At 66.2% G+C, this 26,505-nt stretch carries 21 protein-coding genes, 2 tRNA genes and 1 pseudogene; 6 read left to right on the top strand and 18 right to left on the bottom strand.

Features of this window, described 5'->3' with window-relative positions; genetic code table 11:
- The 9 genes and pseudogenes from AC5Y4D_RS18340 to AC5Y4D_RS18300 all read right to left on the bottom strand — a co-directional run.
- Positions 1 to 571, bottom strand: a 571-nt coding sequence (locus AC5Y4D_RS18340) for a transglycosylase family protein (RefSeq protein WP_500037821.1), incomplete at its 3' end; no start/stop codon positions are given.
- Positions 572 to 1,269: 698 nt separating this feature from the next.
- Positions 1,270 to 1,875 carry a molybdenum cofactor guanylyltransferase gene (mobA, locus tag AC5Y4D_RS18335; protein WP_500037820.1) on the bottom strand — a complete coding sequence of 202 codons (606 nt, stop codon included), beginning with the start codon at positions 1,873 to 1,875 and terminating at the stop codon, positions 1,270 to 1,272.
- A 1-nt stretch (position 1,876) separates the two neighbouring features.
- Positions 1,877 to 2,965, bottom strand: coding sequence for a 2-oxoacid:ferredoxin oxidoreductase subunit beta (locus tag AC5Y4D_RS18330; RefSeq protein WP_500037819.1), 1,089 nt, complete (start codon positions 2,963 to 2,965; stop codon positions 1,877 to 1,879).
- Positions 2,966 to 3,002: 37 nt separating this feature from the next.
- Complete coding sequence (locus AC5Y4D_RS18325) at positions 3,003 to 4,943, bottom strand: 2-oxoacid:acceptor oxidoreductase subunit alpha (RefSeq protein WP_499946469.1); 1,941 nt, start codon at positions 4,941 to 4,943, stop codon at positions 3,003 to 3,005.
- Between the two features lie 281 nt (positions 4,944 to 5,224).
- Entirely contained in the window at positions 5,225 to 6,505 is a 1,281-nt protein-coding gene (gene clpX / locus AC5Y4D_RS18320) for an ATP-dependent Clp protease ATP-binding subunit ClpX (RefSeq protein WP_463824864.1), read from the bottom strand.
- Between the two features lie 362 nt (positions 6,506 to 6,867).
- On the bottom strand, positions 6,868 to 7,503 hold the full coding sequence (gene clpP2, locus AC5Y4D_RS18315; RefSeq protein WP_499946470.1) for an ATP-dependent CLP protease proteolytic subunit ClpP2: 636 nt from the start codon (positions 7,501 to 7,503) through the stop codon (positions 6,868 to 6,870).
- Entirely contained in the window at positions 7,500 to 8,108 is a 609-nt protein-coding gene (locus AC5Y4D_RS18310) for an ATP-dependent Clp protease proteolytic subunit (protein ID WP_499946471.1), read from the bottom strand. The genes clpP2 and AC5Y4D_RS18310 overlap by 4 nt, the downstream gene beginning before the upstream one ends.
- A gap of 201 nt (positions 8,109 to 8,309) precedes the next feature.
- Positions 8,310 to 9,633: pseudogene (gene tig, locus AC5Y4D_RS18305) on the bottom strand (trigger factor); the annotation flags it as partial.
- A gap of 52 nt (positions 9,634 to 9,685) precedes the next feature.
- Positions 9,686 to 9,762 (bottom strand) — tRNA-Pro (locus AC5Y4D_RS18300).
- A gap of 142 nt (positions 9,763 to 9,904) precedes the next feature.
- Here AC5Y4D_RS18300 and AC5Y4D_RS18295 point away from each other — a divergent pair.
- Positions 9,905 to 9,975, top strand: a tRNA-Gly gene (locus tag AC5Y4D_RS18295).
- 32 nt (positions 9,976 to 10,007) lie between these two features.
- Complete coding sequence (locus tag AC5Y4D_RS18290; protein ID WP_500037818.1) at positions 10,008 to 11,198, top strand: serine hydrolase domain-containing protein; 1,191 nt, start codon at positions 10,008 to 10,010, stop codon at positions 11,196 to 11,198.
- Between the two features lie 12 nt (positions 11,199 to 11,210).
- On the opposite strand, the gene AC5Y4D_RS18285 is transcribed toward AC5Y4D_RS18290, so the two are convergent.
- The 3 genes from AC5Y4D_RS18285 to AC5Y4D_RS18275 are packed head-to-tail and all read right to left on the bottom strand — an operon-like array spanning position 11,211 to position 13,175.
- Positions 11,211 to 12,014, bottom strand: a complete 804-nt coding sequence (locus AC5Y4D_RS18285; RefSeq protein WP_500037817.1) for an Fpg/Nei family DNA glycosylase — start codon at positions 12,012 to 12,014, stop codon at positions 11,211 to 11,213.
- A 15-nt stretch (positions 12,015 to 12,029) separates the two neighbouring features.
- Entirely contained in the window at positions 12,030 to 12,509 is a 480-nt protein-coding gene (locus AC5Y4D_RS18280) for a ribose-5-phosphate isomerase (RefSeq protein WP_500037816.1), read from the bottom strand.
- Positions 12,510 to 12,551: 42 nt separating this feature from the next.
- The gene (locus AC5Y4D_RS18275; protein WP_500037815.1) at positions 12,552 to 13,175 is read right to left on the bottom strand and encodes an Rv2466c family mycothiol-dependent reductase; all 624 of its coding nucleotides are present in this window, start codon (positions 13,173 to 13,175) and stop codon (positions 12,552 to 12,554) included.
- A gap of 120 nt (positions 13,176 to 13,295) precedes the next feature.
- On the opposite strand from AC5Y4D_RS18275, the gene pepN reads away from it, so the two are divergent.
- Positions 13,296 to 15,893: an aminopeptidase N gene (gene pepN, locus AC5Y4D_RS18270; protein WP_500037814.1), complete on the top strand. Its 2,598-nt coding sequence runs from the start codon at positions 13,296 to 13,298 to the stop codon at positions 15,891 to 15,893.
- On the opposite strand, the gene AC5Y4D_RS18265 is transcribed toward pepN, so the two are convergent.
- The 3 genes from AC5Y4D_RS18265 to AC5Y4D_RS18255 form a co-directional block, all read right to left on the bottom strand.
- Positions 15,890 to 16,357: a DUF5130 domain-containing protein gene (locus AC5Y4D_RS18265; RefSeq protein WP_500037813.1), complete on the bottom strand. Its 468-nt coding sequence runs from the start codon at positions 16,355 to 16,357 to the stop codon at positions 15,890 to 15,892. The two genes, pepN and AC5Y4D_RS18265, sit on opposite strands and share 4 nt — an antisense overlap.
- Positions 16,344 to 16,568 (bottom strand): aa3-type cytochrome oxidase subunit CtaJ, encoded by a 225-nt coding sequence (ctaJ, locus tag AC5Y4D_RS18260; RefSeq protein ID WP_499946481.1) that lies wholly within the window; start codon positions 16,566 to 16,568, stop codon positions 16,344 to 16,346. The genes AC5Y4D_RS18265 and ctaJ overlap by 14 nt, the downstream gene beginning before the upstream one ends.
- A gap of 63 nt (positions 16,569 to 16,631) precedes the next feature.
- Entirely contained in the window at positions 16,632 to 17,282 is a 651-nt protein-coding gene (locus AC5Y4D_RS18255; protein ID WP_500037812.1) for an HNH endonuclease, read from the bottom strand.
- Between the two features lie 144 nt (positions 17,283 to 17,426).
- On the opposite strand from AC5Y4D_RS18255, the gene AC5Y4D_RS18250 reads away from it, so the two are divergent.
- From AC5Y4D_RS18250 to AC5Y4D_RS18240, 3 genes are read left to right on the top strand one after another with little or no spacing between them, the layout of a single operon-like run.
- Positions 17,427 to 17,822 carry a globin gene (locus tag AC5Y4D_RS18250; protein WP_499946479.1) on the top strand — a complete coding sequence of 132 codons (396 nt, stop codon included), beginning with the start codon at positions 17,427 to 17,429 and terminating at the stop codon, positions 17,820 to 17,822.
- Positions 17,822 to 19,387 carry a glycoside hydrolase family 13 protein gene (locus tag AC5Y4D_RS18245; protein WP_500037811.1) on the top strand — a complete coding sequence of 522 codons (1,566 nt, stop codon included), beginning with the start codon at positions 17,822 to 17,824 and terminating at the stop codon, positions 19,385 to 19,387. The genes AC5Y4D_RS18250 and AC5Y4D_RS18245 overlap by 1 nt, the downstream gene beginning before the upstream one ends.
- 60 nt (positions 19,388 to 19,447) lie before the next feature.
- Complete coding sequence (locus tag AC5Y4D_RS18240; protein WP_500037823.1) at positions 19,448 to 20,464, top strand: pyridine nucleotide-disulfide oxidoreductase; 1,017 nt, start codon at positions 19,448 to 19,450, stop codon at positions 20,462 to 20,464.
- A 104-nt stretch (positions 20,465 to 20,568) separates the two neighbouring features.
- Here the strand turns inward: AC5Y4D_RS18240 and AC5Y4D_RS18235 are convergent, their stop codons facing one another.
- Genes AC5Y4D_RS18235 through AC5Y4D_RS18225 form a run of 3 tightly spaced genes read right to left on the bottom strand, consistent with a single transcriptional unit; the run spans position 20,569 to position 26,473 of the window.
- Positions 20,569 to 21,243, bottom strand: a complete 675-nt coding sequence (locus tag AC5Y4D_RS18235; RefSeq protein ID WP_500037810.1) for a DUF8010 domain-containing protein — start codon at positions 21,241 to 21,243, stop codon at positions 20,569 to 20,571.
- Positions 21,228 to 21,644 carry an acyl-CoA thioesterase gene (locus AC5Y4D_RS18230; RefSeq protein ID WP_499946841.1) on the bottom strand — a complete coding sequence of 139 codons (417 nt, stop codon included), beginning with the start codon at positions 21,642 to 21,644 and terminating at the stop codon, positions 21,228 to 21,230. The genes AC5Y4D_RS18235 and AC5Y4D_RS18230 overlap by 16 nt, the downstream gene beginning before the upstream one ends.
- Positions 21,641 to 26,473, bottom strand: coding sequence for an NAD-glutamate dehydrogenase (locus tag AC5Y4D_RS18225; protein WP_499946840.1), 4,833 nt, complete (start codon positions 26,471 to 26,473; stop codon positions 21,641 to 21,643). The genes AC5Y4D_RS18230 and AC5Y4D_RS18225 overlap by 4 nt, the downstream gene beginning before the upstream one ends.
- Positions 26,474 to 26,505 lie beyond the last annotated feature (32 nt).

Raw genomic sequence — 26,505 nt, 5'->3', positions numbered from 1 at the left:
GGCCGCAGACCGGCCAGGCGCCGATGCCCTGGGTACGCAGCACGTTCTCGGCCACGCGGATCTGCTCCTCACGGCTGGCGCCGGCAGCGGAACCCGAGCCACCGTTGGCACGCCAGGTGCTGGGGGTGAACTGCAGCCCGCCGGAGTAGCCGTTGCCGGTGCTGATGCCCCAGTTACCGCCGGACTCGCACTGCGCGATCGCGTCCCAGTTGACGCTGTACGCCTTGACCGGGGCGGGTGCGGGGACCTCGTCGACCGGCAGAGCCCCGGGGGCCGGCAGGTTCGGGTCGAAGGCCGCCGGCTCGGGAGCCGGGGGCGCGTCGGGTGCCGGGGGCGCGTCGGGTGCCGGGGGTGCGTCGGGCGCCGGGGCGTCCGGAGCCGGCAGGTTCGGGTCGAATCCCACTGCCTCGGGAGCCGGCGGCGCGTCGGGAGCCGCCGCGTTGGGGTCGAAACCAGGTGCCACGTTCGGGTCGACGCCCGGGACATCCGCATGAGCGATGCCGGTGGTCGGCACGGTCACGAGCGTCCCTGTAATCGCGGCGACGATGAGCGTCTTGCGGACGTTCTTCAACCTATTTCCTTTCGTTGCGCGCGCGCCGAAGCCAGCCCGGTAGAAGGGCTGCATTGTTAGGGGATGAAATCGCTTCAGAGCGTGCCGTCTCGGTTCGGCACGACAGCGGAGGACTCGATTCGTCCGGGGTGGCGCAGTGGCCAGCACCCACCAGGCGACGGCCATGTTGGCGCCGGCCCGGTTCCGCTCACACGCGGGTCCGTGGATTCAATTTTCGATTTATTGCGCCCTTTTGCGGGCTAAAAGGACCGTACGATAACGATTCGGATTCGTCATCTCGGCGTCGCCGATATCTCGGTCCGATCACGCGCGGATCACATACCGGTGCGCGAATTGTCAGCGCAGGTCACGTCCACATTTCGGACGGCGAGGGAGCTATGCAGCGCGCACCCTTTTGGTGAGCCGAATCACGCCTAAATTGTGAGATGGGCCACCGGATTTCACGATACGACACATGAACAATAGCGCCGTAAGCCTGCACCTAGTCGGAAGTGACTTGGCGCACAATCATATTCAGTAATCGGTTACCTCATCGACTTTGCGCAACTGTCGAATACCCACATTTCTCGCTTCGGCACCGACAATGCCGCCGAAAATTGAAGGTGGGCGGGAAATCGGCACGAAAACCGCCCTGTGTTCAGTTTCCGGCAGTTAGGAAAGGAAAGCTGCTCTGAGGCTGCGACGCGGTGGACGTCGTCTCAGCGAACGGACCGCGCCGGCGCCAGCAAGTCGGCTTCGGTGTTGACGTTGGCCAGCACGTCGGTGTCGGCGAGCACGATCTGCTGCGAGTCTGAGGCGTCGATCAGCGCCCTCATCCTGCGCTGCCCGGCAGCAACCAACGCGTCGATCCGGTCCGCCAGATCGGTGCGGTACACCGCGGCCAGGTAATGGCTGCGACCATCCCACGGCATCACGACTTCGGCGTTCGTTTCGACGGCCAGGCGTACCAACTCGTCGATCAAATCGGCTGTGAGCGAAGGCATGTCGACGGCAGAGACGAAAGCCAAAGACGCTCCCGCCTCGGCTGCGGCGCGCAGTCCGCGCCCGGTCGCCGGTAGCGGACCCTGTCCGCGGAGTTCGTCCCGCAGGATGGGAGCGGACAGGTCCGGCAGGGGCTGTCCCGGAGCCGCCACCACGTAGACGGGCGAACAGCGCTGACCGACGACGTCGACGACGTGCTCCACCAGCGTCGTCGTACCCCCCGGCAGTGTCAGGGTGGCCTTGTCGCGGCCCATTCGTCGCGATTCACCGCCTGCCAGGACTACCCCGGCAAGTGAAACTTCGTCAGGCACCTGCGCAGCCACCTCAGTCCACGGTCCAGGTGTCCCGGCCGCGCAGCAGCGACTGCAAAGCGACCTGGTCCGACGAAGCCGACTCCTGCGCGGCCGCCACCTGTGAGCGGGCGGCGTCGTCGTACGTCGGCCGGCTGATGTCGCGGAAGATACCCATCACCATGTGATCGAGGTTCTGGTCGGACAGCCGGGACAAGGCGAATGCGTATGCCGAGTCCTCGGCGTGTGCGTCGTGCACGACGATCTCGTCCACCGAGACGTCGGCGGTCTTGGCGACTTCGAGCCCGAAGCCCGACTTCACCACGCAGTACTCCCCGTTGCCGCCGAAGACGATCGGCTCGCCGTGGCTTACCTTGATCACCCGCTCCTCGGCGCCCTCCTTGCGCAGCGCGTCGAACGAGCCGTCGTTGAAGATCGGGCAGTCCTGCATGATCTCGACCAGTGCGGCGCCGCGGTGCTGGGCGGCGGCGCGCAGTACCTCGGACAGTCCGGCGCGGTCGGAGTCCAGCGCGCGGCCGACGAAGGTCGCCTCGGCGCCCACAGCGAGCGACACCGGGTTGAAGGGGTGATCCAGCGAACCCATGGGCGTGGACTTGGTGACCTTGCCGACCTCCGAGGTGGGCGAGTACTGGCCTTTGGTCAGTCCGTAGATCCGGTTGTTGAACAACAAGATGGTGATGTTGACGTTGCGGCGCAGCGCGTGGATCAAGTGGTTGCCACCGATCGACAACGCGTCTCCGTCGCCGGTGACCACCCATACCGACAGGTCCTCGCGGGCCAGGGCCAGGCCGGTGGCGATGGCGGGGGCGCGGCCGTGAATCGAGTGGAAACCGTAGGTCTCCAGGTAGTACGGGAACCTGCTGGAGCAGCCGATGCCGCTGATGAAGACGATGTTCTCGCGACGAAGGCCCAGTTCGGGCAGGAAGTTGCGGATGGTGTTGAGGATGACGTAGTCACCACAGCCTGGGCACCAGCGCACTTCCTGGTCGCTGGTGAAGTCCTTGCCCTTCTGGGGCTGGTCTTCAATAGACAGCGTGGGCACCCCGTCGTTCTTGGTCGGCTTGGCCGTGACGCCGAGGTCTGTGCCGATCAGGCTGGTCATTTGCGCCGCTCCTCCTCTATCGCATCGCCGCCGGGCTTCATGCTCCCGCGCCGACCGTTGCCGCACCCAGTTTGGCGACCATTGCCTTGTCCTGTTCGATCTCGGCCAACGTGCCACCCAGCGCGGCACGGATGATGCGCCCCACTTCGTCGGCCAGGAACGCCAGTCCATGCACTTTGCTCACCGACTGCACGTTCACCAGGTACTTCGCCCGCAGCAGCATGGCCAGCTGACCCAGGTTCATCTCCGGGCACACCACCTGCGGGTAACGACGCAGCACGTCCCCGAGGTTGGCCGGGAACGGGTTGAGGTAGCGCAGGTGGGCGTGCGCGACCTTGATGCCCTTGCGCCTCGCGCGTCGGCACGCCTCCCCGATGGGCCCGTAGGAACTGCCCCAGCCGATCAGCAGCAGTTCGGCGTCGTTGGTCGGGTCGTCCACTTCGAGATCCGGGACACTGATGCCGTCGATCTTGGCCTGGCGTATCCGAACCATCAGGTCGTGATTGACCGGCTCGTAGGAGATGGCGCCGGAGCCATTGGCCGCCTCTAGGCCACCGATGCGGTGTTCCAGGCCGGGTGTGCCGGGCACCGCGAACTGGCGGGCGAGCGTGTCGGGATGCCGAGCGTACGGCTGGAACGGCTTCCCGGGCTCGGCGAAGACGTGCTTGATCGGCTTCAGTGAACTGACGTCCGGGACGCGCCACGGCTCGGAACCGTTGGCGATCGCGCCGTCGGACAACACGATCACCGGGGTGTGATACGACACCGCGATCCGCACCGCCTCGAGGGCGGTCTCGAAGCAGTCCGAAGGCGAGCGCGGCGCCACCACGGCGACCGGCGACTCGCCGTTGCGCCCGAACAGCGCCTGCAGCAGGTCGGCTTGTTCGGTCTTGGTGGGCAGACCGGTGGAGGGTCCGCCGCGCTGGACGTCGATGACGATCAGCGGCAGCTCGGTCATCACGCTCAGACCGAGCGCCTCGGATTTCAGCGAGATCCCCGGACCCGACGTGCTGGTGACGCCCAGGGCACCGCCGTAGGAGGCGCCGATGGCCGCGCAGATGCCGCCGATCTCGTCTTCGGCCTGGAAGGTGATGACGTTGAAGTTCTTGTGTTTGGACAGCTCGTGCAGGATGTCGGAGGCCGGGGTGATCGGGTAGCTGCCCAGCACCACCTGCTTGTCGGCCAACTGCCCGGCCGCGACGATGCCGTAGGCCAGCGCGGTGTTGCCCGATATCTGCCGGTACTCGCCGGCCGGCAGCGAGGCCTTGGAGACTTCGTAGGTGGTGCCGAAAGCCTCGGTCGTTTCGCCGTAATTCCAGCCCGCCTTCAGGGCCAGCACATTGGCCTCGGCGACGTCGGGCTTACGGACGAACTTCTCCCTGATGAAGTTCTCGCTGGTCTGGATCGGGCGTCCGTACATCCACGACAGCAAGCCCAGCGCGAACATGTTCTTGGCGCGCTGGCCGTCCTTTTTCGTCGCGCCGATCGATTCGACGGCGCCCAGCGTGAGCGTGGTCATCGCGACGGAGTGGACGACGTATTCCTCGAGTTCGTCAGTCTCCAGCGGGTTGGTGACGTAGCCGACCTTCGTCAGGTTGCGCTTGGTGAACTCGTCGGAATTCACGATCACCATTCCACCGCGCGGCAGGTCGCCGATATTGGCCTTCAGTGCCGCCGGGTTCATGGCGACCAGCACGTCGGGCCGGTCCCCGGCGGTCAGGATGTCGTAGTCGGCGATCTGGATCTGGAACGACGAGACGCCCGGCAATGTCCCTGCGGGAGCGCGGATCTCGGCGGGATAGTTGGGCTGGGTGGCGAGGTCGTTGCCGAACAGCGCTGCGTCGGAGGTGAACCGGTCGCCGGTCAACTGCATGCCGTCGCCGGAGTCCCCCGCGAACCGGATAACGACGTTTTCCAGGCGCTGCCGTCCGGACCCATTCTGAGACTCTGTCCCGGCACCGTTGCCGTTCGGATCCACGTCTCCGCCTTCCATCTGCTGTCCCGGACCGGCACCCCGCTGCAGCTCAAAGATTAAGCGCGCCGAAGTGCCGTCTCCGCTGACACGTATTTGGTGTCACTGGCGGTACCAATTATGACACTTCTCTAAGGATGTCTGTTCGACCTCCCGCACCTCGTTACCGGCGAGTACGCAGGTAAAAGCCGAAGTCAGCGCGGCGGAGGCGGTCGTCGACAGAAAAACTGTGGTTTTGGTCACTTTCGTTACGCCGGTCACGGAGCGGCGCGGGTGCGGAAGTGCGCTCAGGCGGTCTTGTCGCGACGCTCGCTGCGGGATTGCTTGCGGGGCACGATGGTCGGCAGCACGTTGTCCTGCACCGTCTCCTTGGTGACGACCACTTTCGCGACGTCGTCGCGACTCGGGATGTCGTACATCACCGGCAACAGGACTTCTTCCATGATCGCCCGCAGACCGCGGGCGCCGGTGCCACGGTGGATGGCCTGGTCGGCGATCGCTTCGAGGGCGTCGCCGGTGAACTCCAGTTCCACGTTGTCCATCTCGAACAGCCGCGTGTACTGCTTGACCAGCGCGTTCTTCGGCTCGGACAGGATCTTGACCAACGACTCCTTGTCCAGGTTGGTCACCGATGCGACGACCGGGAGGCGGCCGATGAACTCGGGGATCAAGCCGAACTTGATCAGGTCCTCGGGCATCACTTCGGCGAAGTGGTCGGTGGTGTCGATCTCGGCCTTGGAACGCACCTCGGCACCGAAGCCCAGACCCCGCTTGCCGACTCGTTCGTAGATGATCTTCTCCAGGCCGGCGAACGCACCCGCGACGATGAACAGCACGTTGGTGGTGTCGATCTGGATGAACTCCTGGTGCGGGTGCTTGCGACCACCCTGCGGAGGCACCGACGCCTGAGTGCCTTCGAGGATCTTCAACAGCGCCTGCTGGACGCCTTCGCCGGAGACGTCGCGGGTGATCGAGGGGTTCTCGCTCTTGCGGGCGATCTTGTCCACCTCGTCGATGTAGATGATGCCGGTTTCGGCGCGCTTGACGTCATAGTCGGCGGCCTGGATGAGCTTGAGCAGGATGTTCTCGACGTCCTCACCGACGTAGCCGGCCTCGGTCAACGCGGTGGCGTCGGCGATGGCGAACGGCACGTTGAGCATCTTGGCCAGCGTCTGAGCCAGGTAGGTCTTGCCGCAGCCGGTGGGGCCGAGCATCAGGATGTTGGACTTGGTCAGCTCGACGGGCTCGTAGCGCGAGTCGCGGCCCTTCTCGCCGGCCTGGATGCGCTTGTAGTGGTTGTAGACGGCGACTGCCAGCGTCCGCTTGGCGGTGTCCTGGCCGATGACGTAGCCCTCCAGGAAATCCCGGATCTCGATCGGCTTGGGCAGTTCGTCGAGCTTGACGTCGTCGGCGTCGGCGAGCTCCTCTTCGATGATCTCGTTGCACAGGTCGATGCATTCATCACAGATGTACACCCCGGGACCCGCGATGAGTTTCTTGACTTGCTTCTGGCTCTTCCCGCAGAACGAGCACTTCAGCAAGTCACCGCCGTCTCCGATGCGCGCCATGATGCTTCAGGGCCTACTTCCTGTGTCGCCGTATCGTCTTGCCTGCCGCGTGTATCCCACGACGCTACCCGTTAGTTCCGGCCCGCCGCGACCGTTAACACCGAATAGCTTGCTTGATATTCACTGGATATTCGCGCTTTCTCGTGCGAAAGCAACATATCTCCCGTCGGCGTCCGGCACTCGTCGAGACGCGCAATCCGTGTCTCTGGCGTGTCGCGGTCGTTACGCCGGCGAGGCCGGCGGGCCGCTTCAGGCACCAACCCTACAGTGGACGCCGTGCCCCGGCGGTGCGATCCGTCGAGCGTGTAACCACTGTCAAAATCCGGCCGGATTTTCGCAGTGGCGACACGCTCGGCGAGGCGTCAGGCGTTCTGCGCGGACAGCTTCCGGTATTCGAGAACGGTGTCGATGATCCCGTAGTCCTTGGCGTCCTCGGCGGTAAGGATCTTGTCGCGGTCGGTGTCCTTGCGGATCACCTCGGCGTCCTTGCCGGTGTGCCGGGCCAAGGTGGTCTCCATCAGCGTGCGCATCCGCTCGATCTCGGCGGCCTGGATCTCCAGGTCGGAGAACTGTCCCTGGATGACCCCCGACAGCGACGGCTGGTGGATCAGTACCCGCGCGTTGGGCAGCGCCATCCGCTTGCCCGGGGTTCCGGCGGCCAGCAGCACGGCCGCGGCCGAAGCGGCTTGACCCAGGCAGACGGTCTGGATGTCGGCCCGCACGTACTGCATGGTGTCGTAGATCGCCATCAGCGAGGTGAAGCCGCCGCCCGGGGAGTTGATGTACATGGTGATGTCGCGGTCCGGATCGAGGGACTCGAGCACCAGCAGCTGCGCCATGATGTCGTTGGCCGACGCGTCGTCGACCTGCACCCCGAGGAAGATGATGCGTTCCTCGAACAGCTTGTTGTACGGGTTGGATTCCTTGACGCCGAAGCTGGAGTGCTCGATGAACGACGGCAGGATGTAGCGCGCCTGAGGCTGGGTCTGAGGATTCACTGGACTTCTCCGTTGCTGATGTGAGCGGCGCGGGTGATGATGTGGTCGACGAAGCCGTATTCGAGGGCTTCCTGCGCGGTGAACCAGCGGTCGCGGTCCGAGTCCGCTTCGATGCGTTCGATCGACTGGCCGGTGAATTCGGCGTTGAGCCGGAACATTTCCTTCTTGATCACGGCGAACTGCTCGGCCTGGATGGCGATGTCGGCCGCACTACCGGTGACGCCACCGAGCGGCTGGTGCATCAGGATGCGAGCGTGCGGCAGCGCGTAACGCTTGCCCTTGGTGCCCGCCGCCAACAGGAACTCGCCCATCGACGCGGCCATGCCCATCGCGTAGGTGGCGATGTCGCAGGGCGCCAGCACCATCGTGTCGTAGATGGCCATGCCGGCGCTGATCGATCCGCCCGGCGAGTTGATGTAGAGGTTGATGTCCTTGTCGCCGTCCTCGGCCGCGAGCAGCAGGATCTGGGCGCACAACCGGTTGGCGACCTCGTCGTTCACCTCCGAACCCAGGAAGATGATGCGCTCGGCGAGCAAGCGCTCATAGACCGAGTCCGTGAGGTTGAGACCCACCGAGTTCGAACGCATGTCAGTCATTTTGCCCACCGCGGGGACACCTACTTTCTTTTCTGCTCGTTGCACCGACACTAACCAACCGGACCCGCCCGTGGACTACTCGAGACGGGCGCGTTCGCTCACAGCGTCATGCAGTGGGGTCGTCGGCGTCGTCGGTTTCGTCCGCGTCGTCGGTTTCGTCAGCCTCGTGATCGTGATCGTGGTCATCGTCGTGGTCGTGGTCGTGCCCGGCGTGCCGCTTGCCGAAGAACTCGCTGGCGTCGATCTCGTTGCCGTCCTTGTCGGTGACCGTCGCCTTCTCGATCACTGCCGCGAGGGCCAGACCGCGTCGCACGTCGGCGAACATGGCCGCCAACTGATTGTTCTCCTGCAGGTAGGCGAACAGCTGCTGCGGCTCGATGCCGTATTGCCGCGATGTCATCACCAACCGTTCGGTGAGGTCCTCCTGCCCGACCTGAACGTCGAGTTCGTCGGCGATGGCGTCCAGCAGCAACTGGCGCTTCACGTTCTTCTCCGCGGCGACCCGAGCTTCGGCGTCGAACTCCTCGCGGGAGGAACCCTGCTGCTCGAGCACCTCGGCGAACTTGGCCTGATCCTGGTTGAGACCGCTCATCGCGGCCTGCAGGGTCTCCTCGACCTGGGAGCGCACCACCGCGTCCGGGACCGGCACGTCGACCCGCTCGAGCAGCGCGTCCAGCGCCGCCTCACGGATCTGGTCGGCCTGCTGCGCCCGCTTGGTGTTACGCACCTGCTCGCGCAGACTGTCGCGGAGTTCGTCGATGGTGTCGAATTCGCTGGCGAGCTGGGCGAATTCGTCGTCGGGCTCAGGCAGTTCGCGTTCCTTGATCGACCTGACGGTGACCGTCACCTCGGCGTCCGTGCCGGCGTGCTCGCCGGTGGCCAGCTTGGCGGTGAAGGTCTTGGACTCGTCCACCCCCAGTCCGATGACCGCGTTGTCCAGACCTGCGATGAGCCGCCCGGAACCGACTTCATGGGACAGTCCCTCGGCCGCGGCACCGGGCACGTCCTCACCGTCCACCGTCGCCGACAGGTCAATCGAGACGAAGTCCTCCATCAACACCGTCCGGTCCACCCCGGTCAGGGTGCCGAACCGGGCGCGCAGCGAGTCCAGTTCGGCCTCGACCTGGGCGTCGGTGACCTCGATCGGATCGACCGAGACGCTCAGCGCGTCCAGGTCGGGAATCTCCAGTTTGGGACGGACGTCGACCTCGGCGAAGAACTGCAGCTCCTCGCCGTACTCCTTCTTGGTCACCTGGATGTTGGGCCGACCGATCGGTTGCACGTCGGACTCGGTGAGCGCCTGGCCGTAACGGCTGGGCACCGCCTCTTCGATGACCTGGTCGAGCAGTGCCTCGCGGCCGAAGCGGGCCTCCAGCAGCCGGGCCGGCGCCTTGCCGGGCCGGAAGCCGGGCAGCCGGACCTGCTTGGCCAACTCTTTGTAGGCGCGCTGGAAATCGGGTTCGAGTTCGGTGAACGGCACCTCCACGTTGATGCGAACCCGGGTGGGGCTCAACTGCTTGACGGTGCTTTTCACGGCGTGCTCCTCGATGTGTTGGTTCCGGCGCGCTGGGTGCGCTTTGTCTGGCTGGTCGGGGTGACAGGATTTGAACCTGCGGCCTTCCGCTCCCAAAGCGGATGCGCTACCAAGCTGCGCTACACCCCGCGCTGACCTCGCGATCCTACGGCCCGGCAACGCCGGGCACGCACCGACCTCCAGGCACCCAGAACCTCACGGAGCGGTCACGCGACAGCGTCGATTAGATTCGATGTCCGCCACCACGTAATGTCTTGCTCGACTGATTCACGCGGGCGTAGCTCAATGGTAGAGCCCTAGTCTTCCAAACTAGCTACGCGGGTTCGATTCCCGTCGCCCGCTCTGGGCGAATTTTTGCTTGACAGAAAGGCGCCATGAGCGACGTCGATATCAAAGGCTCATGCGCGTCGGAGTACGCCGGGGTGCGCGACGCGTTCGAGCGCAATTTCGTGCTGCGCGACGAGGTCGGCGCGGCGGTCGCGGTCTGGGTCGACGGGGATCTGGTCGTCAACCTGTGGGGCGGTTTCGCCGACGCCGCCCGCACCCGGCCGTGGCAGGTGGACACGCTCACCACGGTGCTGTCCGGCACCAAGGGTCTGACGTCCACCTGCGTGCATCAGCTCGCCGACCGCGGCGAACTGGACCTGCACGCCCCGGTGGCCCGCTACTGGCCCGAGTTCGGGCAGGCCGGCAAGCGCGACATCACGCTGGCCATGGTGATGAGCCACCGATCCGGCGTAATCGGGCCGCGTACCCGGCTGACCACCGAGCAACTGCTCGATTGGGATTACGTCTGCGAGCAGCTCGCCGTCGCCGAACCGTGGTGGGAGCCGGGCACCGCGCAGGGCTACCACATGACCACCTATGGCTTCATCCTCGGCGAGGTGTTCCGTCGCGTCACGGGCCGCACCGTCGGCCAGTACCTGCGCACCGAGATCGCCGAACCGATCGGCGCCGAGGTCCACATCGGTCTGACCGACGCCGAGCAGTCGCGTTGCGCCGAGCGGGTGAACAAGCCGACCGGTCGGCAGTTGCTGGCCGAACTGAACGCACCCGGCTACCCGACCAGCCTGCAAGAGCACCCCAAGGCGGGGATGGCGATCTCGATGGGATTCCTCGCCGACGACGACCTGGACACCGAGAACCTGCAGCTGTGGCGCCGACTGGAGTTCCCCGGCACCAACGGCCAGGTGTCCGCGCTGGGCATGGCGACGTTCTACAACGCGCTGGCCCAGGAGAAGCTGCTCAGCCGCGAGCACATGGACCTGGTCCGCGAATGCCAGGGCGGATTCGAGCCCGATCTCGTGCTGGGACCCCGCGTCGCCGACCACGGCTGGGGCCTGGGCTACATGCTCAACCAGCGCTGCATCAACGGTCCGAACCCGAAGATGTTCGGCCACGGCGGACTGGGCGGATCGTTCGCGTTCGTCGACTTAGAACACCGGATCGGATACGGGTACGTGTCCAACCGGTTCGACGCCAGCAAAGCCAACGCCGACCCGCGCAGCGTCGCCCTGAGCAACGAGGTCTACCGGGCACTCGGCGTGATCCCGAGCGGCGACTGAACGACCTGGCCGTCAGGTTTGACAGGTCGGGCACCAGAACAGATTTCGGCCTTCCAGCACCTCGGTCCGGACCGTCTCTCCGCACACCCGGCACGGATCGCCGGCGCGCCGGTACACGTAGGTGCGGGGTCGTCCGGGTGCGTAGGAAGGTGCGCCGTGGTCGTGTTCTGGCCGGACCACCACGATCTTGCCGCGCCGCAACCCGACCTTCATCAAAGTCAGCAGGTCGGTCCACGCCGCGGCGAACTCCGCCTCGGAGATGTTCTGGCCGATCCGGCGCGGGTCGATGTTGTGCCGGAACAGCAACTCGTTGCGGTAGACATTGCCTACCCCGGCGATGACGGTCTGGTCCATCAGCAGCGCGCCAATCGGCCTGCGCGACTTGCTGATTCGTGTCCACGGCCAGGCCGGGTCGGCGTCGGCGCGCAGCGGGTCGGGACCCAGCCTGGCGACCACGTCGTCGACCTGACTCACGTCCAGCAGTTCACACACCGTCGGGCCGCGCAGGTCGGTGCCGTATTCGGACCCGACCATGCGCATCCGGACCTGCCCGACCGGTTCCGGCACCGACCCGTCGTCGGGTCGCTCCCATTCGGTGAAGGCGCCGTACAAACCCAGATGCACGTGTACCACTGAGCCGTTGGCGTAGTGGTGGAACAGGTGCTTACCCCACGCGCTGGCACGACGCAGCACTTGTCCGTCGACGACGGCAGCTTCGGTGAACCGGCCCTGCGGGCTCGATACCGCCACCGGAGCACCGCCGAACCGGCGCTGGTGCAGCCGGGCGAGCCGGTGCAGGGTATGCCCCTCGGGCACAGGCGCTCACACCTTTCAGGACGTCGAACCGGGCACCGGCGGGGCTTGGTGGGTGCGCTCGTACTCGGCGAGAATGTCGATACGTCGTTGGTGGCGTTCGACTTTCGACCACGGCGTGGACAGAAACGCGTCGACGATCGCCAGCGCCTCGTCGACGGTGTGCATGCGCCCGCCGATCCCGATCAGCTGGGCGTTGTTGTGTTGGCGGGCCAGTGCCGCGGTCTCCACACTCCATGCCAGCGCGCAGCGTGCTCCGGGCACCTTGTTGGCCGCGATCTGTTCACCGTTGCCGGACCCGCCGAGCACGATGCCCAAACTGTCCGGATCGGCCACCGTGCGGGCGGCGGCAGCGATGCAAAAGCCCGGGTAGTCGTCTTCGGCGTCGAAGCTGAAGGCGCCGCAGTCGATCGGCTCGTGTCCGGTCTTCTTCAGGTGCTCGATGATCTGCTGTTTGAGCTCGAATCCGGCATGGTCGGCACCCAGGTAGACGCGCATGCCGGACATTGTGCATCAGCGCGCGACCGGCGCCCGCATCGGCTAGTCGAACTGGGGCGACTCGGTGCGAGTTCGCTTGAGCTCGAAGAAATGTGGATAGGACGCGAAAATGACCGAGGCGTCCCACAACTTGCCCGCTTCCTCGCCGCGCGGGATCTTCGACATCACCGGACCGAAGAACGCCACCCCGTTGACGTGGATGGTCGGGGTGCCCACGTCAGGGCCTACCGCGTCCATGCCGGCGTGGTGGCTCTTGCGCAGGGCTTCGTCGTAGGCGTCGCTGCTGGCGGCTTCGGCCAGTTCGGCGGGTAACCCGGCGTCGGCCAGGCCCAGCTGGATGACTTCGTCGAGGTCTTTGTTGCCTTCGTTGTGGATCCGAGTGCCCATGGCGGTGTACAGCGGGTCCAGCACCTTGGCACCGTGGGCCTGCTCGGCGGCGATCGCCACCCGCACCGGGCCCCAAGCCCTGGCCATCATCTCCCGGTACTGCTCGGGCAGGTCTTCGCGGTTCTCGTTGAGCACGGCCAGGCTCATCACGTGGAAGTTCACCTCGATGTCGCGGACCTTTTCCACCTCCAGGATCCAGCGGGAGGTGATCCAGCACCACGGACACAGCGGGTCGAACCAGAAATCGGCTTTGTCTTTCGAGGCGGACTTTTCGGGCATGCTGCGGTCCTCTCCTATGCGGTCAGGGACGGGACGGTCCGCTCAGACACAACCGTAGTCGCGGGCCGACTGTTCCCGCTCACCCGGAACGCCGCACGCCCAGCCGATATGTTGGAGCGCGTGGCACTTCCCAACCTCACCCGGGACCAGGCGGTCGAACGCGCCGCGCTGGTCACCGTGCACAGCTATCAGATCAACCTCGACGTCACCGACGGTAGGGGCGCCCCCGGCGCACGCACCTTCCGCTCCAGCACCACGGTGGTGTTCGACGCACTTGCCGGTGCCGACACGGTCATCGACATCGCCGCCGACACCGTGCACAGCGCGACCCTCAACGGGCAGGGCATCGACTTGTCCAGCTACGACGAATCGACCGGAATCCCGTTGCGCGGGTTGGCCGATCGCAACGTCGTGGTGGTGGACGCCGACTGCCGCTATTCCAATACCGGCGAGGGACTGCACCGCTTCGTCGACCCGGTCGACGACGAAACGTATCTGTACTCCCAGTTCGAAACCGCCGACGCCAAGCGCATGTTCGCCTGCTTCGACCAGCCCGACCTCAAAGCCACCTTCGACATTCAGGTGACGGCGCCCGCGCACTGGCAGGTGGTCTCCAACGGGGCGCCCAGCAGCGTCTCGGACGCCGAGACCGCCAAAGTGCACACATTCGCCACCACTCCACGGATGAGCACCTATCTGGTGGCATTGATCGCCGGGCCGTACGCCGTATGGAACGACACGTACAGCGACGAGCACGGCGAAATCCCGCTGGGCATCTACTGCCGTGCCTCGCTGGCGCCGTTCATGGACGCCGAGCGGTTGTTCACCGAGACCAAACAGGGATTCGGCTTCTATCACAACAACTTCGGGCTGCCCTACGCCTTCGGTAAGTACGACCAACTGTTCGTGCCTGAATTCAACGCCGGCGCAATGGAAAACGCGGGCGCGGTGACGTTCCTGGAGGATTACGTCTTTCGCAGCAAGGTCACCCGCGCCTCGTATGAGCGGCGCGCGGAAACGGTGCTGCACGAAATGGCCCACATGTGGTTCGGCGACCTGGTCACCATGACGTGGTGGGATGACTTGTGGCTCAACGAATCATTCGCCACGTTCGCCTCGGTGCTGTGCCAGGCCGAGTCGACGGAGTACACCGAAGCGTGGACAACCTTTGCGACCGTGGAGAAGTCGTGGGCCTACCGCCAGGACCAGATGCCCTCCACTCATCCGATCGCCGCCGACATCCCCGACCTGCACGCGGTCGAGGTGAACTTCGACGGCATCACCTACGCCAAGGGCGCCTCGGTGCTCAAGCAGCTGGTCGCCTACGTGGGTCTGGACCATTTCCTGGCCGGCTTGCGGGACTACTTCCAGACGCACGCCTTCGGCAATGCGACTTTCAGCGATCTCGTCGCAGCGTTGGAGAAGGCGTCGGGACGCGACCTGTCCGACTGGGGGCAGCAATGGTTGCGGACCACCGGGTTGAACACCCTGCGTGCCGATTTCGACGTCGATGACGACGGCAAGTTCACCCGGTTCGCGGTCACCCAGAGCGGTGCCGCGCCGGGCGCGGGTGAGACCCGGGTACACCGGATAGCGATCGGCATCTACGACGAAGATTCTTCTCAGGGCAAGCTGGTCCGGGTCCACCGGGAGGAACTAGACGTCGACGGTCCGAGTACGGAAGTTCCTGCGCTGCTTGGTATCTCACGCGGCAAACTGGTCCTGGTCAACGACGACGACTTCACCTACTGCGCGCTGCGCCTGGACCCGGACTCGTTGCGGACGGCCCTGGACCGTATCGCCGACATCGCCGAGCCGTTGCCGCGCACGCTGGTGTGGTCGGCGGCCTGGGAGATGACGCGTGAAGCCGAACTGCGTGCCCGCGATTTCGTGTCACTGGTACTGGGTGGAATCCAGGCCGAGAGCGAGGTCACGGTGCTGCAGCGGCTGCTGCTGCAGGCGCAGACGGCGGTCGGTTCCTACGCGGATCCGGGTTGGGCACGCGAGCACGGTTGGCCGCAACTTGCGGATCGGTTGCTGGAATTGGCGCGCGGCGCCGAACCCGGATCCGACCATCAGCTCGCATACGTCAACTCCCTGCTGTCCTCGGTGCTGTCACCGCGGCACACCGACGTCTTGGAAGCCCTGCTCGAGGGCGATCCCGCCGAGCAGGGACTGGCCGGTTTGGACGTCGACACCGACCTGCGGTGGCGGGTGGTGATCGCGTTGGCCGCCGCCGGCGTTATCGATGCCGACGGCCCGGAAACCCCGCGTATTGACGCTGAAGTACGGAGCGACCCGACCGCGGCCGGCAAGCGACACGGCGCGCAGGCCTCGGCGGCGCGCCCGCAGATCGGCGTCAAGGAGGACACGTTCACCACCGTCGTCGAGGACGACACCCTGGCCAATGCCCTCAGCCGGGCCATGATCGCCGGTATCGGCGCGCCGGGACAGGGCGAGTTGCTCAAGCCGTTCACCGAGCGCTATTTCGCCGCGATCGCGGGCGTCTGGGCGCGGCGGTCCAGCGAAGTCGCGCAGTCGGTGGTGATCGGCCTGTATCCCTACTCCGACATCTCCGAGGAGGCGATTGCCGCCGCCGACAGGTTCCTGGCGGACCCGGAGGTTCCTCCCGCCCTGCGCAGGCTGGTGCTGGAAGGTCAGGCCGGCGTGAAGCGGTCGCTGCGCGCGCGCAAGTTCGACAGCGCCGAAAAGGACTAGGGCCGGGAGATTCCCCCGCTGAGCACCCGGATCGCGCTGACCAGCCCGTCGATCAGGTTGCCCTGCTCGAAAGCCGAGGACGCGGCGGCGACGCCGAGCGGCGCCGCGGACTCCGCCCCACGACCACGCACGTCTGCTCCGTAGACGACCTCGATCACGCTCTGGTTCGGCGACACCGCGAGCAGCACCGCATTGTTCGGTGTGGGGACCCTGGCCAGGATCTCGCGTGCCCGGGCGGCGGTGTCGCTGCCGAGGTCACCGAGGTAAACGGCGAAGCGCGCCTTGGACGCCCGCGACGCATACACCAACGCGTCGTCCACCTTGACCAGGTCGTTGATCGGGAACGGGTAGTGCACCGAGAGCTCACCGGGTTCGGTGACCGCCGAAATCCGTCCGCTGGCGGTGATCACCGACCCCTTCGGCAGGTCGGCAGGATCGATCGTCGCCACCTCACCATGTGCCACTTGCGCCACCTCCTACCGTGAACTCCGCGCCGTGTCCGCCGTGGGCACCACCGACGGCCTCGTCGGTAGCCGCCCACAGAATCGGCGGGTGGGTCCACTTTTCCGACAGGTCATAGGTCGCGGGGTGCGGCCCTTTGCGGGTCATGTACGCCAACATCAGCAAGCCGAACAGCAACAGGGGAATCCCGACAATTATCAGGTGCATCTCCATAGAGTTCACGAGGCAAACCGTATCCCACCCGAGGCGCGACCGGCACACCTGGCGCCCAAGAAATCAGGCCGCACCCTCACCCAGATAGCGCGCCCAGTGCGGGTCCAACTCTTTGACCGTCGACAGCAGTCGCCAGTGCTGGCCGGTGGGTGGCAACGGCGCCCGTCGCAACGACCAACCGAGTTCGGTCAACAACCTGTCGCCCTTGCGGTGGTTGCACGTCGAGCAACACGCGACGCAGTTCTCCCAGGAGTGATCACCGCCGCGGCTGCGGGGCACCACATGGTCGACGGTGTCGGCCTTGGCGCCGCAGTATGCGCAGCAGAACCGGTCGCGATGCATCAGCGCCGCCCGCGTCATCGGCACCCGGGCCCGATACGGCACCCGGACATAGGTCCGCAACTGAATCACCGACGGGACCGCGATCGACCTGGTCGCGGAGTGGATGACCGGGCCGGTGGGGTCGGCGTGCACCACGTCGGCCTTGCCGCAGATCACCATCACGATGGCGCGGCGCAACGGCAAGGCGGTGAGCGGCTCGTAGGTGGAGTTCAGCAGCAGCACCCGGCGGCGATTCCAGATCGAAGCGCCCTGGGTGGGGGTGGTCGCGTTTTCCGAGGTGACGCTGTGCAGACATGACGCGGTCGCTGGCCCGGTTCCATTTGCCCCGACACCGACATTGCGGTGGCCACGACGTTTGTTGCGCTGCGCCATAAATCCTCCGCCGACAGTCCACCATGATTTGCTGCCGATCGCACGACATTTGTGTCGGCCACGCCGTGTCGAGCCGGTGAACAGCGGGCGGTGTCCGTGCCTCGTCGCGGGGGTGGCCCACATCGTTTGTTCCAATGGAAGACGATGGAACAAACACCAGAGTCTTTTTACGACGCAGTCGGCGGCGCCGCGACCTTCGACGCGATCGTGGCGCGCTTCTACGAGCAGGTCGCCGAGGACGAGATCCTGCGGCCGTTGTATCCGGAGGAAGACCTCACCGGCGCCGAGGAACGCCTACGGATGTTCCTGGAGCAGTACTGGGGTGGGCCGCGCACCTATTCGGACCGGCGCGGGCATCCCCGGTTGCGGATGCGGCACATGCCGTTCCGGATCACTCCGATCGAACGCGACGCGTGGTTGCGCTGCATGCACACCGCGGTCGCCTCCATCGATTCGCAGACCTTGGACGACGAGCACCGGCGCCAGTTGCTGCAGTACCTGGAGATGGCGGCCCACTCTTTGGTCAACTCCGCGTTCTGATGACGACTCAATGGTGGCGGTCCGCGGTGTTCTACCAGGTCTATCCCCGCTCGTTCGCCGACAGCAACGGTGACGGCGTCGGCGACCTCGACGGCCTGGCCGACCGTCTGGACTACCTGCGACAGCTCGGCGTGGACGGGATCTGGGTCAACCCGGTGACCGTGTCGCCGATGGCCGACCACGGTTACGACGTCGCCGACCCCCGCGACATCGACCCGCTGTTCGGAGGGATGGCCGCCTTCGAACGGTTGATCGCCGCGGCGCATGCCCGCGGCATCAAAGTCACCATGGACGTGGTGCCCAACCACACCAGTTCGGCGCATCCGTGGTTTCAAGCGGCGCTGGCCGCCGGGCCCGGCAGCGAGGCCCGCGACCGGTATTTCTTCCGCGACGGGCGCGGTCCCGACGGATTGTTGCCGCCCAACAACTGGGAGTCGGTGTTCGGCGGGCCGGCCTGGACCCGGGTGGTCGAACCGGACGGCAACCCCGGGCAGTGGTATCTGCACTTGTTCGACACCGAACAACCGGATTTGAACTGGGACAACCCGGAGATCTTCGACGACTTCGAAAAGACGCTGCGGTTCTGGCTGGAACGCGGCGTGGACGGCTTCCGCATCGACGTGGCGCACGGGATGGCCAAGCCCGAGGGGCTGCCGGACTGTCCGGACGTCCCCGAGGTGCTGCGGCACACCGACGACGACCCGCGCTTCAACCAACCGAACGTGCACGCGATCCACCGCGACATCCGCGCGGTCATGGACGACTACCCCGAAGCGGTCACCGTCGGCGAGGTGTGGGTGCACGACAACGCGCAATGGGCCGAATACCTCCGCCCGGACGAACTGCACCTCGGCTTCAACTTCCGGCTCACCCGCACCGAGTTCGACGCCACCGAAATCCGTGACGCCATACAGAATTCGCTGGACGCGGCCGCACTGGAAAACGCCACCCCGACCTGGACCCTGTCCAATCACGACGTCGGCCGCGAGGTCACCCGGTACGGCGGCGGCCAACGGGGACTGCGCCGTGCGCGGGCCATGGCAATGCTGATGCTCGCCCTGCCCGGCGCGGTGTTCATCTACAACGGGGAAGAGCTCGGACTGCCCGACGTGGATCTGCCCGACGAGGTACTGCAGGATCCGACGTGGGAACGCTCCGGGCACACCGAGCGCGGCCGCGACCGCTGCCGGGTGCCGATGCCGTGGTCGGGCGACGCTCCCCCGTTCGGGTTCTCGACGAATCCGGACACCTGGCTGCCGATGCCGGCGGACTGGGCCGGGCTCACCGTCGAAGAGCAGCTCCGCGACGACGAGTCGACGTTGTCATTCTTCCGTCGAGCGATCGAATTACGCAGGGCGCGTAACGGATTCGGCGGTACCCAGATCGACTGGCTGCCGGGCCCCGAGGACGCCTTGGTGTTCGCCCGCCGCGGCGGGGGGCTGATCTGCGCACTCAATGCCGGCGACAGCCCGATTTCGTTGCCTTCCGGCGAAGTCATCCTCGCCAGCTCTCCGTTGACGGACGGCCGGTTGCCGGCGGACAGCGCGGCCTGGCTGGTCGGGTAGCCGTTTCGCGATTCGTCGCCCGTGCTCTATATGTGATGCATGGCGCGCTACGAGTGGACAGTGATCGGAGCCGGCCCGGCCGGAATCGCGGGCGTCGGGCGGCTCCTCGATCACGGGATAGCGCCGGAGCAGATCGCGTGGATAGATCCAGCGTTCACCGCCGGTGACCTCGGTGGCAGATGGCGGTCGGTCTCGAGCAACACCATCGCCGGTACGTTTCTGGAATACCTGAACGGTTCGGACGCCTTCCGGTTCTCCGAGGCGCCCCCGTTGCCGCTGCGGGAAGTCGATCCCGAGGAGACGTGTGCCCTTGCGCTGGTTGCGGATCCGCTGCTGTGGGTCACCGGGCACCTGCGCGAGCGGGTGGCGGCGTGTCAGACGACCGCGACCGCACTGTATCTGGAGAACCGGCAGTGGCGGATCGAGACCGACGACGGCGAAATCGTTTCCGCCAACGTCATTCTGGCGGTCGGTGCGGTTCCGACCAAGCTCGACTACCCGCAGCTGAAAGAGATTCCGGTTCAGGTCGCCCTCGACCCAGAGCTGTTGGCGCAGGAGCCGTTGGAGGGTGCGACGGTGGCGGTGTTCGGCTCGTCGCACTCGTCGATGATCGCGCTGCCGCATCTGCTGCGTCATCCGGTGGCCAAGGTGATCAACTTCTACCGAAGTCCCCTCAAATACGCTGTGTACCTGGATGATTGGATTCTGTTCGACGACACCGGACTCAAGGGCCGTGCCGCCGAATGGGCCCGGGAGAACATCGACGGCGTCTACCCGGACCGCTTGGAGCGGTACTGGGTTCGCAGTGCGGAATTCGACGAGAAGCTCGCCGAATGCGACCGCGTCGTCTATACAGTCGGGTTCCAGCGCCGTGAGCTGCCGGCCACGCCTCAGTGGGGGGTGCTGGACTACAACCCGCAGAACGGGATCATCGCTCCCGGACTGTTCGGGCTGGGCATCGCGTTCCCCGAATACGCCGAGGATCCCTACGGTTACGGGCAGTATCGGGTCGGGCTGAAGAAATTCATGGACTACCTCAACTCCGTGCTGCCGCTATGGATGGTCTACCGCACGTAATGTTGCGCGAGCAGACGCAAAATCACCCGGGAGCGGACGCTCCAGGGTGATTTTGCGTCTGCTCGCGAGGGGGAGGAACCCCCTGCTCGCGCGTCGGCGGTCGGTCAGCGTAGCGCCAGCGCGGCATGCGCGCGCCGCCTATACACCGACCCGAACCGGGCGTCGACCCGCAACCACGCGGCCGACGCCCGCACCCGGACCAGCTCTCCCTCGTCGATCGCATCAGCCGACTGCGGCAGGAAACCCATTGCGGTCAAGGCGAATACGCAACGCATCGGCAGTCCGACGACGACGTCGCCGGAGCTGACCTCGATGACTTCCTGATCGAGCAGCGATACCGGCGGCCCGTGAGCGCTGCCGTGTTCCTTGGCCAACTGGGCGCCGTCGCGCGACAGGTCCAGGATCACCCTGGCCGGGATGTCGTCGAGGTGGGTGAACCCCGATTCCGGGGGCAATCCGCCGCGCCACGCGGAGTCCATCGCGAACCCAGGCTCCACATAGCCCGTCGCGTCCACGTTGGACAGACCGCGGGCCAACGCGTCAGCGCCCACCGACATGTCGTCCGGCCGCAACCGGCCGGCTACCACGCGACTGGCCAGCACGTCGAAACCCGTTGCCACCCAAGCGGTGAGCAGCCCCTCGGACCGGACGCGGAGCCGCACGACCGCGGCGTCGTCCAGACGCAGCGCGTGCTCGACGAACGTGGCCAGATCCGCCCGGTGTGCCGGGTCATCCAGCCACAGACCGCGCTCGGATGCTCCCCCTAGTCCCTGAGCCACCGCTGCAAGTACTCCCGATGATGAGGGGTCAGGCGCACCAGCCGCTGCTCCTCGATGTGCACCGCGGCCAGCTGAGACTCGGCGACGACGGCCGGCTTCGAATCCGGGTCGGCGTTGACCGACCGCACTTCGTATCCCAGCGTGAAGTCCACCGCCCGCAGCCTCTTGGTCCAGATGGTCACCTGCAGCGGCGAATCGACCAGCCGCAGCTGATCCTTGTAGGTGACCCGAACGTCGGCGATCAGCAGGCCGATGGTGGTGATGTCGGCGCCGAACGGCTCGGAGAGAAACGGAACCCGCGACTCTTCCAGGATCGTGACCATGGTCGCGTGGTTGACGTGCTGGTACATGTCGATGTCCGACCAGCGCACCGGCACCGGCGCGACGTAACCGATACTCACCCTGACGACCCCCGTCCGCTGGTGCGGGTCATGCGACGGATCTGACGGGCCGCCACCGACAGCGTCGCGAGATCCTTGGCGCCGCTCTCCCGGATCTCGCTGAGCGTCCGGCGAGCCCGCTCCACCCGTGAGGCGCTGATGTGCTCCCACTCGGCGATCTTCTCCTCGCCGCTCTCGTCGGGCTCCCCGACCGCCAGCACGTCGAAACACAGCGACCGCAGCGAGGCATAGATGTCGTCCCGAATTGCCAAGCGCGCCAAGGAATGCCAGCGATCCATCCGCGGCAGCTCGGACACCGCCGTCAACAACGAGTCGGTGCCCAGGTGGTCCATCAGCGCGAAGTAGGTGTCGGCGACCTCGGCGGTCTCGATCTCGGTGATGTCGGCGATGTCGATGATGTCGAGCAGGCTGTAGCGGTACAGACCAGCCGCGACCCGGTAGGCCAGATCGGGCGGGGCGCCCAGGTCGGTGAACTCGGCGGCTTCCTTTTCGACGATGGCCTTGTCGTCGCCGCGCAGCCACTCCGACATGCGCGGCGTCAATGCCTTGACCTTGGCGGCGAACCGGTTGATCTCGGCGCCGACCGCCAGCGGCTGCGGACGATAGTTGAGCAACCACCGTCCGGCCCGGTCGACCAACCGACGGGTGTCCAGCGTCAAGCGGTCGGACAGCGCCACCGACAGGTTCGCCGCGCGGATGCGCCGCCAGACGTGTCCCACGCCGAAGATGGCGTCGGTGGCGGCGTAGGTGCGCACCGCGTCGAGGGGGCTGACGCCCACGTCCTCGGTGATCCGGAAGGCGTAGGTGATACCCGCGGTGTCCACCAGGTCGTTGATCAGCATCGTGGTGACGATCTCGCGGCGCAGCTGGTGGCTGCGGATCTCCGGGGTGAACCGGTCACGCAGCGGCTTGGGGAAGTAGTACGGCAGCCGCGAGGCGAAAACATCCTGGTCGGGCAGTTCGGTGGTCAGCACCTCCTCCTTCAGCGCGAGCTTGACGTGCGCCATCAGCGTTGCCAGCTCGGGCGAGGTGAGCCCGATGCCCACCTCCGAGCGCCGCGTGATCTCCTTCTCCGACGGCAGCGCCTCCAGCTCGCGGTTCAGACCGCGCTCGGCCACCAGGTACCTGATCTGGTCGGCGTGCACCGGCAACAGGCTGGCCGCATTGGCCCGGCTGGTGCCCATCAGGTCGTTCTGGTCCTCGTTGTCGGTGAGCACCAGGTGCGCGACCTCGTCCGTCATCGACTCCAGCAGCTGGGTGCGCTCCTCGGGTTCGACCTTGCCCGCGGTGACCAGCGAGTCGATCAGGATCTTGATGTTGACCTCGTGGTCGGAGCAGTCCACGCCGGCGGAGTTGTCCATCGCGTCGGTGTTGATCCGGCCGCCGGACAGGTCGAACTCGACGCGGCCCAGCGCCGTCACCCCGAGGTTGCCGCCTTCGCCGATCACCTTGGCGCGCACCTGATTCGCGTTGACCCGCACCGGGTCGTTGGCGCGGTCGCCGACGTCGGAGTCCGATTCGGATTCGGCTTTGATGTAGGTGCCGATGCCGCCGTTGAACAGCAGGTCGACCGGGGCCTGCAGGATCGCGCGGATCAGGTTGGGTGGGGACATCTCGGTGGCTTCACCCTCGATGCCGAGGGCCGCGCGAACCTGGGGGCTGACCGGGATCGTCTTCTGGTCGCGGACGTAGACACCGCCGCCCTCACTGATCAGCGACTTGTCGTAGTCGTCCCAGCTGGACCGGGGCAGGTCGAACATCCTCGACCGCTCGGCCCACGAGGTAGCTGCATCGGGATCAGGGTCGAGGAACACATGGCGGTGATCGAATGCGGCAATCAACCGGATGTGCTTGGAAAGCAGCATGCCGTTGCCGAACACGTCGCCGCTCATGTCGCCGACGCCGACGACGGTGAAGTCCTCGGTCTGGGTGTCGACGCCGATCTCGCGGAAGTGGCGCTTGACGGCTTCCCAGGCGCCGCGGGCGGTGATGCCCATCGCCTTGTGGTCGTAGCCGACCGATCCGCCGGAGGCGAACGCGTCGCCCAGCCAGAATCCGTAGGACTTGGCGACGTCGTTGGCGATGTCGGAGAAGGTGGCGGTGCCTTTGTCGGCGGCGACCACCAGGTAGGCGTCGTCGCCGTCGCGGCGCACCACGTCCGACGGCGGGTTCACCGCGCCGGTGCGCTGGTCGACGTTGTCGGTGACGTCGAGCAGGCCGGAGATGAACAACTGATAGCAGGCCACGCCCTCGGCGCGACTGGCGTCGCGGTCGGCCGCGGCCTCGCCACTGGGTAGCGGCGGGCGCTTCACCACGAACCCGCCCTTCGCGCCGACCGGCACGATCACGGCGTTCTTGACCGCTTGTGCCTTGACCAGGCCCAGAATCTCGGTGCGGAAGTCGTCGCGTCGGTCCGACCAGCGCAGCCCGCCACGCGCCACCGGCCCGAAGCGCAGGTGCACGCCCTCGACCCGGGGTGAGTAGACGAAGATCTCGTACTTGGGGCGGGGCAGCGGCAGCTCGTCGACCAACTGGGCATCGAGCTTGAGCGCCAACACATTACGGCTGCGGGCCGAACCTTCCCGGGTGACGAAGTAGTTGGTCCGCAAGGTGGCCTGCACCAGGGAGGCGAATGCACGCAGGATCCGGTCGGTGTCCAGGCTCACCAATGCGTCGATGTCGGCGGCGACGGCGGCGGCGGCGGTCTGGGCGTCCCGGCCCGAGGCTTGACTGGGGTCGAAGAGCGCCTCGAACAACGCCACCAATGATCTTGCGGTCGAGGCGTGTTCGTTGAGGACCGACTCGATGTAGGACTGGCTGTAGGGGAAGTTGGCCTGCCGCAGGTATTTGGCGTACGCCCGTACCAGCGCGACCTGCTGCCAGGTCAATCCGGCGCGCATGACCAGTTCGTTGAAGCGGTCGATTTCGACTCGGCCTTGCCAGATCGCGGTGACCGCATCGGCGAACCGCTGCGCGGTCGCGTCCCGCTCGGCCTCGCTGGAGGCCTGTCGGATGGTCTGGTCGGGCGAGATCTTGAACTGGTAGATCCACACCGGCAGCCCGTCGCGGCGGGTGACGGTGAACGGCCGCTCCTCGAGCACCACCACACCCATGCTCTGCAGCATCGGCAGCAGCTGGCTCAACGAGGCGCTGCGCCCGCCCAGGAACCAGGTCAGCTGCGCCAAAGCGGACTCGTCGCCGTCGGCCTCGGAGAACACGAGTTTGACTGTGTCGTCAGCCAATTCGTTGATGACGGCGATGTCCTCGATGGCGTGGGCCGGGGTGACCGTCTGCTTGTACGCCTCGGAGAAGGCGGACGCGTAATGCTCGGCGTCGGCGGATTCGACCGCGCTCTCCGGCAGCGCCGCGGCCGCGGCGATCAGCCGGTCGGACCAGGTGCGTGCGGCTTCGCTGAGCAACCCCTGGATGCGGGTGCGGTTCGCCTCGGAGATGTCCACCGGGGGTGCGCCGCGCTCCTCCCCGTCCTGGGGCAACCGCACCATGAAATGCATGAGGGCCCAGGGTGATTCGCTGACCCGGGCGGTGAATTCCAGCCGGGTGCCGCCGAATTCGCGGACCAGGATGTCCTCGATCTGCAACCGCACGGGCGTGGTGTAGCGGTCGCGGGGCACATAAACCAGGCAGGAGACGAAGAATTGGAGTCGGTCTGCGCGCAGGAACAGCAGCGCGCGGCGTTGCGATCCCATGTCGACGACGGCTTTGGCCATAGTCAGCAGCCGGTGAGCGCTCAGTGTGAAAAGCTCGGGTCGCGGGATGGTCTGGATGACGTCGAGCAGCAACTGGCCCGGGTGGCTCGGGTCGCTACCGGCCAGAGTGAGCGCATCCCGGACCCGGTGCGAGATCATCGGGATCTCCAGCACGTCGGCGTTCATCGCGGCAACGGTGAACAGCCCGACGAAGCGGTGCTCGATCACGCCGTCGCCGACGTTCTCCCGGACGGCGATCGCGTACGGGTAGGCGCCATAACGCAGGTAGCTGCCGACGGCGGCCTGGGCCAGGACGATCAACTTGTCGTCGTCGGTGAGGCGGGGACGGGTGCCGCTGCGTGCGCGCAACACCCCCAGACCGCTGGATCCGTCACCGATGACCAGGCCGTCCTGCACGCGACACGGCTGATAGCCCAATAGCAAGAAGTTGCCGTCGTCCAGCCAGCGCAGCAGTTCGGCGACCTCATGCCGGTCGGATGCGGCGTAGTGACCCTCGGGGTCCTCGTCGACGGCCCCGGCCAGCTCGCCGAGGGTGGCGATCATCGCCGTCGCGTCGGAGGCGACCCGCTGGACGTCGGCGAGCACCTTGGGCAGCAGCCGTTCCACCTCGGCCAGCGCCTTGCGGTCCACGGACGGGGACAGCTGCACGTGGATCCAGGCCTCGCCGATATAGGGCGACTTGTCCTGAGATTTCGGTTGGACGCGCAGCAGTTCCCCGGCCGGGTTGCGCTGCACCTCGAACACCGGGGTCATGATCGCGGTGTAGAAGACGCCCAGTCGGTGCAGCAGTACCGTCACCGAATCCATCAGCATGCTGCCGTGTTCGGTGACCACCTGCAGCGCGGGTCCGAATCCGGCCGGGTCGTCGACGGGATAGACCGCGACGCTGCTCTCCCCCGCCCGGCGCTGTCGGGCGAGCCGATACTGGGCCGCCAGCAGCGCCGGTGTCACCGACGACGGCGAACCGCCTTGGGAGCCGTCGTCCTGCGATGCCCGATAGCTGTCCGTGTAGGCCTTGGCTACCCAGTCAGGGACGTCATCGCTCTGCGTGAACGAGGTCCACGCCGCGACTTGCTCTTTGGCTCCGGGATCGATCGTCATTCCGATTGCTCCCCACTCGCGGCGGATCCATC

This window comes from Mycobacterium sp. NGS67, assembly GCF_059812185.1.
The sequence above is the reverse complement of the archived record's forward strand: the minus strand, read 5'-3'. Positions and strand labels throughout refer to the sequence as shown.

Bases quoted from the DNA above. Each gene is read 5' to 3' on its own strand.
- AC5Y4D_RS18330 (WP_500037819.1), bottom strand. From the start codon at position 2,965: ATGACCAGCCTGATCGGCACAGACCTCGGCGTCACGGCCAAGCCGACC.
- clpX (WP_463824864.1), bottom strand. From the start codon at position 6,505: ATGGCGCGCATCGGAGACGGCGGTGACTTGCTGAAGTGCTCGTTCTGC.
- AC5Y4D_RS18290 (WP_500037818.1), top strand. From the start codon at position 10,008: ATGAGCGACGTCGATATCAAAGGCTCATGCGCGTCGGAGTACGCCGGG.
- AC5Y4D_RS18280 (WP_500037816.1), bottom strand. From the start codon at position 12,509: ATGCGCGTCTACCTGGGTGCCGACCATGCCGGATTCGAGCTCAAACAG.
- AC5Y4D_RS18275 (WP_500037815.1), bottom strand. From the start codon at position 13,175: ATGCCCGAAAAGTCCGCCTCGAAAGACAAAGCCGATTTCTGGTTCGAC.
- ctaJ (WP_499946481.1), bottom strand. From the start codon at position 16,568: ATGGAGATGCACCTGATAATTGTCGGGATTCCCCTGTTGCTGTTCGGC.
- AC5Y4D_RS18255 (WP_500037812.1), bottom strand. From the start codon at position 17,282: ATGGCGCAGCGCAACAAACGTCGTGGCCACCGCAATGTCGGTGTCGGG.
- AC5Y4D_RS18250 (WP_499946479.1), top strand. From the start codon at position 17,427: ATGGAACAAACACCAGAGTCTTTTTACGACGCAGTCGGCGGCGCCGCG.
- AC5Y4D_RS18245 (WP_500037811.1), top strand. From the start codon at position 17,822: ATGACGACTCAATGGTGGCGGTCCGCGGTGTTCTACCAGGTCTATCCC.
- AC5Y4D_RS18225 (WP_499946840.1), bottom strand. From the start codon at position 26,473: ATGACGATCGATCCCGGAGCCAAAGAGCAAGTCGCGGCGTGGACCTCG.